At 30.0% G+C, this 14,915-nt stretch carries 7 protein-coding genes; all 7 read right to left on the bottom strand.

Translation table 11 applies throughout. The features are described from left to right. Nucleotides 1–179: 179 nt before the first annotated feature. The 7 genes from RR561_RS05980 to murC all read right to left on the bottom strand — a co-directional run bounded on the left by RR561_RS05980 (nt 180) and on the right by murC (nt 14,745). A complete protein-coding gene (locus RR561_RS05980) occupies nt 180–1,133 on the bottom strand; it encodes a ribose-phosphate diphosphokinase (RefSeq protein WP_332506643.1) in 954 nt (317 codons plus the stop codon). Between the two features lie 279 nt (nt 1,134–1,412). Further along, a complete protein-coding gene (gene glmU / locus RR561_RS05975) occupies nt 1,413–2,792 on the bottom strand; it encodes a bifunctional UDP-N-acetylglucosamine diphosphorylase/glucosamine-1-phosphate N-acetyltransferase GlmU (protein ID WP_332506642.1) in 1,380 nt (459 codons plus the stop codon). A gap of 264 nt (nt 2,793–3,056) precedes the next feature. After that, nucleotides 3,057–3,710: a C39 family peptidase gene (locus tag RR561_RS05970; RefSeq protein ID WP_332506641.1), complete on the bottom strand. Its 654-nt coding sequence runs from the start codon at nt 3,708–3,710 to the stop codon at nt 3,057–3,059. Between the two features lie 696 nt (nt 3,711–4,406). Next, nucleotides 4,407–4,805, bottom strand: coding sequence for an RrF2 family transcriptional regulator (locus RR561_RS05965; protein ID WP_332506640.1), 399 nt, complete (start codon nt 4,803–4,805; stop codon nt 4,407–4,409). A 190-nt stretch (nt 4,806–4,995) separates the two neighbouring features. Next, a complete protein-coding gene (locus RR561_RS05960) occupies nt 4,996–8,298 on the bottom strand; it encodes a BspA family leucine-rich repeat surface protein (RefSeq protein ID WP_332506639.1) in 3,303 nt (1,100 codons plus the stop codon). A gap of 207 nt (nt 8,299–8,505) precedes the next feature. Next, nucleotides 8,506–13,068 (bottom strand): cell wall-binding repeat-containing protein, encoded by a 4,563-nt coding sequence (locus tag RR561_RS05955; protein WP_332506638.1) that lies wholly within the window; start codon nt 13,066–13,068, stop codon nt 8,506–8,508. A gap of 330 nt (nt 13,069–13,398) precedes the next feature. Continuing rightward, nucleotides 13,399–14,745 (bottom strand): UDP-N-acetylmuramate--L-alanine ligase, encoded by a 1,347-nt coding sequence (gene murC, locus RR561_RS05950; RefSeq protein WP_332506637.1) that lies wholly within the window; start codon nt 14,743–14,745, stop codon nt 13,399–13,401. Between the last annotated feature and the right edge of the window lie 170 nt (nt 14,746–14,915).

The following is a 14,915-nucleotide window of genomic DNA, read 5'->3' as shown; positions in this document are numbered from 1 at the left end:
TTTAATACAGGCTTTATTTTTTTACTAATCCTTCTAAAAACATATTTTATTTTACTTTTATTTATAGCCTTTATTAATTTTTCAAATAAATATTAATATTTATCTAAACAAAAAAGTCCCTAAAAAGGAACTTTTTTGTTTGTTGATATGAATTTTATATTTCAAAAATAAACTGTATACTAGAACAGTTTACTTACTGAATCACAAGTATATATTCTGTTAATTGCATCTGCGAATATCTCTGCAACTGACATTGTCTTTATTTTTCCGATTTTCTTTTCTTCTGGAAGCGCTATAGTATCTAATACTATTAGCTCCTTTATTGGAGATGCTTCTATTCTTTCTATTGCAGGACCAGATAATACTCCATGTGTACAACATGCGTATACATCCTTAGCACCAAACTTCTTAAGAGCTGATGCTGCATTAACTATAGTACCTGCAGTATCTATCATGTCGTCAAGTAGTATAACATTCTTTCCTTCTACTTCACCGATAATGTTCATTACTTCACTAACATTTGGCTTTGGTCTTCTCTTGTCTATTATTGCAATAGGCACTTCTTTGTTGATATTATTAGCGAACTTTCTAGATCTAGTAACACTTCCTAAATCTGGAGAAACTACAACTAAATCATCTATATTTAAATCTCTAAAGTAATCAGCTAAGATCTTACCGCCTAATAAATGATCTACTGGAATATCAAAGTATCCCTGTATCTGACCAGCGTGTAAGTCCATAGTAAGAACTCTATCTGCACCTGCTGCTGTAATAAGATTAGCAACTAGCTTGGCAGTGATTGGATCTCTTGCCTTTGCCTTTCTATCCTGTCTTGCATATCCGTAATATGGTATAACGGCTGCAACTGAACCTACTGAAGCTCTCTTTAAAGCATCTATAAGTATCAATAATTCCATTAAATTATCGTTTACAGGACTACTAGTAGACTGAATTACAAAAACGTCGCAACCTCTAACAGTTTCGTTAATTGTAACTGCAATTTCACCATCACTGAAAGTATCAACCTTACAGTCAACTAATCCTATACCTAAACAATCAGCTATCTTAGTAGCTAATTCCTTCGATGCGTTACCAGCGATAAGCTTCATCTTATGGCTATTGTAACAACTCATAATAAACCTCCTAAAAAGTAATAATGTGACTTATATAATAATTAAAATTTTACATTCCGTATATTATTATATCACAATTTTTATTTTTATACATTAATTTATATAATATTTTTTGAACTTTTATTTAACAATATGTGCTTATATATCGATATTTTTATAGTAAATTAAAATTTTTCTAGATAAAACTATCTTTTCAAATTTTTCATTCAAATTTATTTTCCACAATAATGTTCATCATTATCTATCTTTACCGAATGTTTCTTAAAAGAACCTCGAAAATTATTTACTTTTTTCTTCATCTTTCTTTCTTTTCTTCTCTACCCAGCCTTCTTTGATAACCTGTCTTTCTCTGGCAATTGCTAAACAAGCTGCAGGTACATCTTCTGTAATTGTAGATCCTGTAGCTATAAATGCATCTTTTTTCACTGTTACTGGTGCAACCAAATTTGAGTTTGACCCTATAAAAGCATTATCTTCTACAATTGATCTGAACTTATTTTTGCCATCGTAATTAACAAAGACTACTCCGCAACCAATATTTACATTTTTACCTACCTCAGCATCTCCTATATATGATAGGTGAGAGGCTTTAGATCCATCCCCAAGTTTTGCATTTTTAACCTCTACAAAATCTCCAACCTTACAATGATTGCCTATTTCTGCCTTTGGTCTTAAATATGCGTATGGACCTACATTAGTGTGGTCTGCAACACTTGCATTTATCATTTCTGACTTCTTTACATTTGTATAGTCACCAACTGTAGAGTTTTCCATACTTGTCTGAGGTCCAATTTCACATCCAACCCCAATTTTGCTATTAGCTCTTAGCATACATCCAGGAAGAACTATCGTATCACATCCAATTTCTACATCAGAATCAATATATGTTGTATCTGGATCAATTATAGTTACACCATTAGTCATATGTTTTTCATTTATTCTTCTTCTCATTATTCTTTCTGCACTAGATAATTGATTTCTTGAGTTCACTCCCATAAGTTCTTCTATACTAGCACCCATATAGGCACCAGCCTTTCCAGAAGCCGCTCTAATAATCTCTATAGTGTCAGGAAGATAGTACTCACCTTGTGCATTATTATTATCCACCTTGGCCAAAGATTCCTTTAAAAACTTACCATTAAAGCAATATATCCCTGAATTTATTTCCTTTACTTTCTTCTCATCTTCACTAGCATCTTTTTGTTCTACTATTTTTAGTAATTCCTTGTTTTCGTCTCTTATGATTCTTCCATATCCTGTTGGGTCATCTACTGATGTGCTAAGAACAGTTACTGCAAAGTCTCCTTCATCATGATACCTAAAGAAATCCTTCAAAGTATCTGATTCTATTAATGGAGTATCTCCACAAAGAACTACAACTGTGTCTTCTTCATCTATATGGTCATTGGCCATCTTAACTGCGTGTGCAGTTCCTAGCTGTTCTTTTTGAACTACTGATTTAACATCTTCGCCCACAGCTTCTTTTACCTCTTCTATGCCATGCCCAAGAACTACAATAGTTTCATTTACACCTGCATCATTAGCTGCATTTACCACGTGGTTTACCATTTCCTTACCACATACTTTATGAACCACCTTTGGATGAGCTGACTTCATTCTAGTTCCTTTACCAGCTGCAAGTATTATAGCCTTCTTCATTTTTCATTCCCCCAAACCTATTTTATTAAATTCTACTAGTTTTTCTTTATAAAATCATCGTCTCAATTAACACCCATATGTACTCTATGTTAATCAACATATTTTCTATCAAATTCTACTTCTTTTAAGAGTCTTACCATATAATTTTTATGTACTTAGTTAGAATTTGATATTTTTCGCATAATTTACATCTACATAATTTACATCTATAAGTATTAAGCAAATTATATTGAATATGCATAAATTTTATCAAAATTAATTATATCATATAACAACTGCTCTTTGTCCCATCTGCATATATAATTTTGTGAATTCTAAGAAATTCACACTTCTTCTCCCTTTTTGAGGATCTACTATGCTTATCATGCCCTTGCTTACTCCATCTACAACTACACAGTGTAGATTCGAGTAAAGCGGATTTTTCTCACCACTTGGAGATGTATAATATCTTCCACCATATCTTGGTTTTTCGTCATCTATTGTATACCAAACTGCCACTGGTTTCTTTTTAAATATGACTTGATTTAACACTCCAAATACTGTCATTCCTGTTTTGTCCTTTGCTTTTACTGATACGCCACTTGACTCAAAATATTTATTCGCTGCATCTGCTATTGGAGCTGCATAACTATAATATCCAGAAGACTTACCATATGGGCTACCTATATATGCTAGATCTGGATCTGCATTGCTCATTGATGAATGTTTCAAAAAGTTATCATTTAAGAACTCCTTACTTACATCAAAACCATTATATCTCATTATCATTTCTAAAGAAGTAATTTCACATCCATTTGGCATGCTCGGATATTGATATACTGGCTGTACATATAGATTTCTAGTCGGTATCAAGTAAAATGCTAAAACTATTACTATAACAATTAATAGCTTTTTCATTACACTTCCTAAAGTTTTCATTTTTTCACCACCTGTAGTATTCCCTTACATTTTGATTGCTCAAAATCATAATTTTAAAGTTATAATCTCAGCAAAATCATATCTTATATATATTACCACATTATATTGCTTATTCAAGAGTAAAAACTCTATCTTCTTACTAATTAGAAAGACTGTTGTATTAGCATTTTTTTATTTATTTTTTCAAGAAGTTTATCTTATAATAAAAATACTTTACATTCTAAGACTTTGCAAATTATATTCACCTATTTTTATACTATATACTTTTTTCGTTTTATTTTTTATTGATTCTGTATTTCTGAATATATGTATGTTATAATAAACCAAAACTCCACATTAACTACACGATTTTTTTATATACTATACTTATTATTTTTTTTACATATTATAATATATAAAATGTTCGGTATCTTATAGTAAGATTATGTTGTTTTTCATTAAATTAAAACGATTATATGTGTTTTCTCGTATATATAATCGTATTTTTTCTATTAAAATTCATATTATAAACATTTTAATTTCATATATATATTGTTTATAAAATAAAAACCACAGAAAACTGTTAATTTTCTGCGGTTCTGTTATCAATAATTGTTATCATTGGAACTTATTTTCTTCATAATTTTTCCTGTTTAAAATACTATTTTATACATATTGTATACCACAGTTTTTTTATTGTTTACTACTTTATTTTACTTAAACTAAAGTATCAACTGTTGTCTTAGAAAGTTCCTCTTCTAGCTGTTTTTGAATCTTTGAATACATCTTGCTTACCTTGCAATAATCAGATCTATCAGCTGAACAATATCTATCTTCTTCTAAACATCTGTTTATTTTTATTGTTGACTCCATTACGCTTATTACTTCTAGAATACTTATACTACTTGGTTCTTTTTTAAGTGCAACTCCACCCTTATTTCCCCTCATTATAGTAACTAAATTATTTTTTTCTAAAATCTTTACTATTTTTGTTACATAAGCTCTAGAAATACATAAATTATCTGATAACTCTTTAGTACTTACAAATTCATCCATATTAGTGGATAGGTATAAAACTATTCTAATTGCATAGTCAGTTGTAATATTTAATTGCATCTTTCTTCCTCCTAACCTAACAATACACTTTGTTACAATCTTTAATATACAATGAGTTGTATATTAAAATTTCAAATTTATAGTTCAATACACCACTATAAATTTACACTCTTAAAATGCTACTCATGTGCACTCCCTAAATGTTACCAAATTTTCATACAAACTTCAACTGTTTTTTTAATATATTTAATTATCTTTTGCCTAAATTTACTGAATTAGTATATCTTTTTGATATTTCTACTGCCGTATTGTATCTATTACTTCCTGATACTCGTTCCTTATTTTTAACATTTAGACTATTTTCTATATCTTTTGATACTGATTCGTATCCTCCTGCTATTAGTATATTTTCTATATTCCAATCATTAATTATTTTTTCTGTTTGAGGATGAATATTATTTGGTGTAGTCAAAAGTATTGGAGTTTTATATTTAGCTGATAATAGACCAACCGTTATTCCATCAGGGAAATTAGTTCCATCAACCAGAATCATATCTTTTTTATTATTTGTTTTTTTTCTGACTTCCTCAGCTACCAGATACGCTGTTTCATACCTATCTTGTCCACCTATTCTACTAACTAATTTTTTGTTTGATTTTAATTTATCTTCAATTTCCTGAGAAACTGATTTTTTCTCTCCACCAATTATAACTTTATTAATGTTCCAGTCATTTAATGCCTCCACTGTTTCATTATTTAAAGACTCAGGTTCTGTAAGAAGTATTGGTGCTCTTTTCTCACTTGCCAGATCCGAAACAGAGATTGCATCAGGAAAGTTTGTTCCATCTACCAATATTGCTGCCTCCATATTATTACTAGTTAACCTGACTTCTTGACCAATTTTCTTTGCTGTTTCATATCTATTTTGACCAGCTAACCTTCTTATATTATATTTTTTATTGTCTAACTGATTTATTACCTTCTTTGATATTGATTTTTCTCCTCCAACTATAATCAGTTCGTCAATTGAAAGCCTATCAATTTCTCTTAAAGTTTCTTCTGACACTTTATTCTTTTCAGTTAAAAGTATTGGGCTCTTCTTTTCATTAGCTAATACGGATGATACTAATACATCTGTATACTTATTTCCACTAGACAATAATACTGTTTTTTTTGAGTTATTACCATTACCATTTCCATTTGATCCATTATTGCCTGATTCTTCCTTAGCAGCAATTATTTCAAATGCCATTTTTTTCTCCTTAGAATTTTTTAGCTCAGAATCCAATTTCTCCTTTACTTCACTTGATATAGAAAAGCTATTTTCATTACCTTTATTTTCAACTGAATTAATATTGAAATTCATTAATTTCATCTTACCATTACTGCTATTTTCATTGTATAACTTTTCATCTATTATTTTATTAAGTTCATATTTTCCCTCAACCATATAAATAGATTCTATAGGAAAGTAATTTATATTCGGATTTTCATAGTTAAATACTATCGTTTTTAATTCTTTATTATTATATATAGTCTTTTTTTCATTACTAATACCATTTTCAGATTTTATATTTCTAATATCTATTTTCTCCAATAAAGTATTTGAAAATATCAACTCTGCACTTACAAGATTTTTCACATTCCAATTTGATATATTAGGACTGGCTTTTTCTGCATTTTCAAACATTCTATCCATACTTTCAACTTTTCTTGTATCCCAATTACTTACATCTGGATTAGCCAACTTTGAATTTCTAAACATACCATTCATTGTTTCAACGTTAGATGTATCCCATTTACCCACATCAGGTTTTGCTAATTTTGCCCCACAAAACATAGAATCCATATTTTTAGCACTGACTGTTTTCCAGTTACTAATGTCTGGATCAGCCTTTTTAGTATCTCTAAACATTGCATTTATATAGACCGCTTTTTCTACATTCCACTTACTTACATCTGGATTTGCTTTCTCAGATTGACAAAATATTGAATACATGTTTATAACATTTCCCGTATCCCAGTTGCTTACATCTGGATTTGCTAGCTTTGTTTTTCTAAACATAGAATACATACTTGTTACTTTTGACATGTTCCAATTGGTCACATCTGGGTTGGCTATATCTGCCTCATTAAACATAAGACTAGCATTTACCAAGCTATCGGTCTTCCAGCTGCTTACATTCGGGTCAGCGCTTTCTGTATTAGAAAACATAGAAGACATTTGTGTAACGTTTTTCACATCCCAATTGCTTACATCTGGATTTGCTAATTTTGTATTTGCAAACATAGAATGCATTTCGGATACATTTGATGTATCCCAACTACTTACATCTGGATTCGATTCTCTTGCACTTTCAAACATGAAGCTCATATTTTTAACCTTTCCTGTTTTCCAACTACCTACACCTGGTTTGGAAGATACAGCAGTTCTAAACATAGATGACATGTCCTCTACATTCTCCGTATTCCAATTGTCTACCTGTGGATTAGCACTTTCTGCTCCTTTAAACATAGAGTTCATGTTTGTTACTTTTCCTGTGTTCCAACTCGTTACTTCTGGCTTGGCAACTTTTGCACCTTCAAACATTGATGTCATATCTTCTACATTCTCTGTATTCCAATTAGCCACATTTGGATTTGAATTTTTTGCATCCTTGAAGGTTGCATTCATACTCGTTACCTTTGATGTGTCCCAGTTACTTACATCTGGATTTGCTGATTCTGCTCCTTCAAAAACCGAACTTAGATTTGTAATCTTTGATGTATCCCAGTTACTTACATTAGGGTTTGCTTTTTTTGCATTTCTAAACATCATATTCATACTTTTAATTTTCGATGTATCCCAATCGCCTACATCTGGATTAGCCTCTTTTGCTCCACAAAACATCGAATATGTATTACTTACATTATATGTTTTCCATTTACCTATATCTGGATTGGCTATTTCAGTATTTCTAAACATTCTATACATACCAGAGACTTTCGCAGTGTTCCAGTTACTTACATCTGGATTGGCTTTTTTTGCTCCTTCAAACATCATGTTCATGTTAGTAACATTAGAGGTATCCCACTTACTCACATTTGGATTAGCCGCTTCTGTATTACTAAACATTCCACTCATACTTATAACATTTGAAGTTTTTATATCTTCATCTATGTCTAAGCTACATTTATAATCTTTAAACATATCCTCTGAATTATTTGGTAAAAGTACATCCTTATTGATCTTTAAAGTCGCATCAGATTTATTTTTAAAGTTAATTTCTAAAGCTCTCAATTTTTCAATGTTTATTTTTTTATCTTCATCAGATATATCTGGATTTTTAAGTTTTATTGTATATATATTTCCCTCTTCAAACAATCCTAAACCACCTTTAGAATATGTTAACACTCCAAGATCTCCTATATAATTTTTATGTTCTATATTTTCACCCTGTCTTGCCATAAATTGATATTCAGCAAAAGAACTATAATCTATATTATATGCAAATATACTTAATACTAATGCCGATGATGCAAATACTGTCGTAAATTTTCTTATCTTTTTCATATTCCCTCCTTATTGACCGAATATTTAAAACTTTCCGTAAATTATACTTACCCAGTTTTAGTATATTATAATTATTTTTTTTACTAAATAATTATTTTTTTTATTTTTTTAGTAATTATAAAAAGAAGTGAATAGTTTGTAATTAAAGGGCTTTAAACTATTCACTCCGTTTTTTATTATTTTATATTTAATTAAAATTAAATATAATTATTTAGTTTTAAGCAAGCTTTTACTTTCTGTATATCTTTTTGAAATCTCTACTGCCGTATTATATCTATCACTTCCAAACACTCTATCTTTATTTTTAACATTCATACTGTCTTCTATAGATTTAGACACTGACTCATAACCTCCACCTATTAATATATTCTCTATTTTCCAAGTTTTTATTATATTGTTTGCCATAGGATGAAGTTTATTTGGATGTGTAAGAAGTATAGGTACTCTATACTTTGCTGCAAGGATGCTGATTGTTATTCCATCAGGGAAATTTGTTCCATCTACTAATATTGCATCCTTAGTATTATTGGTTTTATTTCTTAGCTCTTCAGCAACTAGATATGCTGTCTCATACCTATCCTTTCCTCCAATTCTGTTGACTGAGCTCAGGTCTTTTTTCAATTCATCTTCAATTTTTTTGGATACCGAATTTTCCGATCCACCAATTATCACTTTTTTAATTTTCCAATCGTCTATTGCTTTTTGAGTAACATCCTTTAGTGACTTAGGTTCTGTCAGAAGTATCGGTACTCTTTTTTCACTAGCTAAGTCCGATACAGAAATAGCATCTGGAAAATCTGTTCCATCTACTAATATTGCTGTATTTTTATTTTTTGATGTCAACCTTACTTCTTTTCCTATTTCTCTAGCAGTTTCATACCTATTTTCACCAGATATTCTTCTTACATCATAATTCTTTGTTTCAAGTTGCTTCACTACCTTTTTTGATACTGATAAAGGCCCACCAGAAATTATTACCTCATCTGTTTTTAGTCGCTTTATTTCATTTATCGTATTTTCTGATAGTGTGTCAGTATACGACAATAATATTGGACACTTTTTCTCATTTGCCAATACTGAAGCTGTCAAAACATCTGTATATTTTTCTCCATTAGCAATTATCACATAATTTTTTCCTGTATCAGTAGAACCTCCACCAGATCCTCCAGACCCACCACTGGATTCTTTTGTATTCGTAATGATAAAGCCTTCTTTTTCATTACCTTTTATATCTGATTTATATCCCTTAATTTTTTCCTCTGATACTGTATAATCTATCTTTTTCTTTTCTTCAGTATCTTCATACTCGGCTAAATCTTTGAATGTGTGTTCCCATTTATTTGATTCATCAAGCACAACTGTCTCTTTCTCTACGCCATCTGCTAAAAGCTTGATCTTTGCTGAATCTTTCTTTTCTCCTATCCAATTTTTATTAACAGAAATACTTATATTTCCCAGTTCCGGAACATCTGTTTCATGTATGTTTTCAATTGTAATGTCATTTAAATCATTTTTGACATCTAGCCTTATGAACGATTCATTCTTTTTATATCCTTCAGGCGCCTTTGTTTCCTTTATATAATAAGTTTTTCCAATTAATAAGTTAGGAATTGTTGCCAAACCATTTCTATCAGTTACTATATTTTCAAGAATTGCTTTTTCATCTTTATCTTTATAAATACTGAATTCTGCATTCTCTAATTTCTTATTCTTATCATTTTTGTCAACCTTATTCAATATTACATCCTTTTTTTGATAGTTAACTAAAACATCCACTTTTAGTGCTTCCAAATACATCTTCTCATTATTTGTAGATATAGCAAAACTGTTGAATGCTTTTTCACCATCTAATATTGTGTCATCATTTTCTACTTCATTATGAGTAACTATGCTGGCTTTTTCATTAACTTTTATTTTCTGTCCATCCTTTAGTACTGCTTTTATCATGGTAACCTTAGATAAATCATCCACATCTTTTTTCCAATTAAGTTGATTATTTTCTTCTATTGTTGCTTTTGGAATATCAGTAGAGTAATATATTTCAAACTTTTCTTGCCCCTCTACCCCAATTAAATGTGTCTTGAATTTTGATCCTCTGTCAGTGTAATGTCCACTTTGATTTGGAACTATACTCTTATCTCCCTCATAAGGAAGTATATCTATCACTGATAGTTGTGTGACATCTTGTGTAGAACTATTGACAAATAAGAACCTATAATCAATCTTATCTCCTATAGTTGACCTCGCACCTGTCGAGGATGAAAAATAACTATCAGCTTCACTACTCATTTTAACTTCTTTAAATGAAGATAACATCTTAGGAGGCGAAATTTTAAACTTGACACTTTCAAAGTCTGTAAATCTATTTTTTACTTCCGGTCTGTTTTTCCCATCATTAAGAATATTTTCCCATAAATTTTTAGGGCTATCTTTTTGAAGTATTCCATACTGTTTTCCATCTTTATTATCTACCTTGTTATTGTCAAATGATAAAGACGAATATATCGTATAACTTCCTTGTAAGAGCCTACTAGTTGTTTTAAAATCAAGTGGAAATTTATTTTCAACATCTCTAGTAGTTTCGTTTGCCAGTATTTTAGGAGTTTCAACTGTTTTAGGACTTGCTATTACCAAATTATATCCCGCCTTATATCCTCTAACTACTTCCATTTTCTCAAATACATCCTTATTTTCTATAGGTTCAAGTCCATCAGGAACCAGATAGTATATATTTAAATTTTCAGGTTTCGTTGCATCAGAGTTGTTTCCTTGCCTAGTATGTTTATAGGAAATATTTGTTTTAACTATTTCATCAATAAAAAAATTTGATCCATTCTCTATTGTTATAGGATTTTTTTTCTCAATCATCTCGTATTGCAACATCATATTATCCTGACAATAGTCAGATGATCTAAAAACATATTTCTCTATCTCATCAGAATTTTTATATTCTACTACACCCTCCACAAAAGCAGATGTGTTTTCTTTTATTAAAGCTTCCTCACTATTATTTAACTTATTTTTCAAAGTAGTAATTATTTCAGGCTTTAATTCAGCTATTACTTCACTATATATACTTTTGTATAATCTATTTATTTCTTCTTTACCTTCCAGTACAACTCCTTCACCTGGATATTCAAAATTAATTTGACTATAATCCCCAACTTCTATTTCAAACCATCCCTTATCATCAAATGACTTGTTATAATTTGAATAAAAAACTGTATCTATGCCGTCTTTTAATAATACTTTTTCTTTGCTAGGTCTTTTTATACCATAAACTTTAGTTTCCCGAAGCTGATCTGACATTTTATTTTTATCTGCATCACTTAAAGATCCAGCTATCATTATTCTGATTTTAGTGGCTTTTGCATAGTCTTTTATCACTATTTCAGACTTTTTAATATTCAATTTTTTGATTTCTCTCTGATCGCCTGCCTGACCAATATTTGTAGAGTACATATTCATATGAGTATATCTAACCTTTTGATTGTTTAACATATCGGAATTATATGGCAAATATATATTATCTGACCAAGATATATTATAATTAGTCAATGTGTCATAGTTATTTTTAATAAACTTTGTGTACCTTCTCGTTGATACAGATGTCAATACTTGTGAGTAAAGCTTTATATCTACATACCATGTATTTGCTTTTATATCATCTTGAACTTTTCCATCAACAACTGCCTGAATACTATAATTAACCCTCAAAGATTTACCTTTAGAAGATGTAGTATATTCACTTAGATCAATTCCACCCAAATTGAGCTCTATAGCTGTATTGGAAGCTGTAATTTGATCTTTTTTTAAATCTTTGTAATATCTTCCAGTAGATTCTTCAAGTAGCCAGCCTGTTTCAGCCTTTACTGAAAGTCCTTCTGGTATGCTAGCATAGATCCTTCTATCTCGCGGATCTTTTATTTTTGCATCCAAATCTTTCATTGTTAAAATGTCAAACTTTTTATAGGTATCTTGTTTTACAATATTATTAGCATCCACAGATGAAGATAAATTTAAACTGGTATCTCTTGAATTACCCTGTTCAATTTCTGACTTTCCTGCAATAATCATAGAATCACTTGATAATTTTGTTCCATTTTTATCGTAAAATATCTGTTTTACTTCATATTTTTCCCCATTAATTACATTTCCATCTAATAGATTCATATTTAAAGGAGTTGCTCCACTGTATCCACCTGTTAATTTATTATAAACAGTTATTAGCTTCCAAGTATCTTCTCCCTCTTCTATTCTAACCTCTTTTACAATCTCTGGAGCTGTAGATATATCTGCCTCTACTGGTTTTTTAAATTTATCTTTTGCTATTTCAACTACAATGTAGGATCCTTCATCAATAACCGTTACATTTCCAGAAATACGCATATCATTATATATTGTAATATCCTGACCTGCATAATAATTATAATTCTCGTCATCATTTAATAATGTAACATCATATAATCCTGTGTCCTCATTTTTAGTATTATCATCAAGTTTTAAATTTGACCTTTCTTTTAAAGCTTGATCCTTATTCATTTTTTCTGTATTTACTGTTTTTGTGCTACTTAAAATCATAGGTGGATCTTTTCCTGTTTGATTGAAATTTTTAATTGTTTTAAATGCACTACTATCATAAAGACCTCTATTGTCAAAATTCACTTCTCTATTTCCGGATATGGCCATAGATGGCAGTATTGATCCTAGTAAAAAACTTAGCATTATCACCATAATAAATATAAGCTTTACAATATTTTTCTTGAACATAACTTCTCTCCTCTCAAAATAATTTTTAATCCTTTATAAAGATATAACTCTTTTTGTCTAAACATCTTTTTAGAAGTATTTAAATTTTAATTAGATATTCATCAAAAAGATCATAATTTTCATATACCCACGTTATATTCAAGAAATTATTTTTCATAATATTCACAATATTATGAAAAAATACCTTTTTTTAGAAAGCTTATCTTATTTTTTCTTATTTTTCCTTATTCTTATCAAAATAAAACCACTTATAATTTTTCTATTGTAGATAAAAAAAGATCACAGAATTTAATAATTCTGTGATCTTTTTTCATTTTTTATACAATTCTATTATAAAAGAGCTTCTCCTACCTTATTGACTGGACCTGCTCCACAAGTTACCAAAAGGTCATCCTCTTCTAAGTTTTCTTTTAAAAATTCTGATATCTCATCAAATGTAGGCATATATACTGCGTCTACATTATTTTGATACAATTTTTCTACCAAATCCTTCGAACTAATATCTCCTGGATCTTTCTCTCTAGCTGCATAGATATCGGTAATTATTACTTTATCTGCCGCATAAAAAGCTTCTGCAAATTCATCCAAAAGAGCCTTTGTTCTAGAGTAGGTATGCGGTTGAAACACAACCCAAAGCTTATTTTTCTTCAAAGTTTTAGCTGCTGCAAGAGCTGCTTTTACTTCTGTTGGATGATGTGCATAGTCATCTATTATCAAGGCACCATTATAATAGCCCTTTTTTTCAAATCTTCTTCCAACGCCTGTATATGTTTTTATTGATTTTTTAATAGTATCAACTTCTAAGCCCGATACTATTGCTGCAAGTATTGCTGCTGTAGCATTGTATACATTGTGTAATCCATATACTGATAAATCAAAGCTACCTAAATTAATTCCTTTATATTTTAGGTTGAACATTGCATAGCCATCGTTATCATATCTAATTTCTGAAATTATAGCATCATTATCTGGTCTTTGCCCAAACTTAATTATGTTTGCTTCGACTTCATACATTATGTCCTTAGCATTTTCGTTATCACCATTTACTATAAAGTATCCATCTTCTGGAAGTAATTTACCAAATTTATTAAACGAAGCCTTTATTTCATCTATTCCTGAAAAATAATCCAAATGATCTTCTTCAATATTTAAAACGATTGATATAAAAGGATTAAAGTTCAAGAAACTATCCACGTACTCACACGCTTCTGTAATAAAGTGTTCTGAGTTTCCTATTCTTACATTGCCCCCAATTGTACTAAGATTTCCACCAACTAATATTGTTGGATCCTTCTTTGCATAATCGAATATCGTAGAGAGCATACTAGTAGTACTAGTCTTTCCATGTGTTCCTGCTACAGCTATAGAGTTTTTGTATTCTCTCATGATCTGTCCCAGAAATGCTGCTCTATTTATCATTAGTACGTTCTTTTTCTTGGCTTCCTGAAGTTCTTCATTATCATTTGATATGGCCGCAGTGTATACTACAAGATTTATATCATCACTTATATTTTCTTTTCTTTGACCAATATGAACTGTAGCACCTAAATCCCTAAGATGGTTAACCAAGTATGATTCCTGCATATCCGATCCAGTAACCTTATAACCCTTATTTATACATATTTCTGCAAGGGCACTCATGTTTATTCCACCAATTCCTATAAAATGTACATTCATTATATTTTTCACCTCTCAATTATTAAAAAACTATACAATATGAACGTTTTATATGGTATAATTAACTAATGTTCAGTATCTAAAATGTTTATTTTGTGTAGTTTTTATCATGTATTAAATTTTTCATGACATGTACATTGGCAAGTAAAAACTTGTAGGGTATCTCTTGT

This window comes from Peptostreptococcus sp., from assembly GCF_036639115.1.
In the GTDB taxonomy this organism is placed as follows: domain Bacteria; phylum Bacillota; class Clostridia; order Peptostreptococcales; family Peptostreptococcaceae; genus Peptostreptococcus.
Note: the sequence above shows the minus strand (reverse complement) of the source record. Positions and strands in the feature narration are given on the sequence as shown.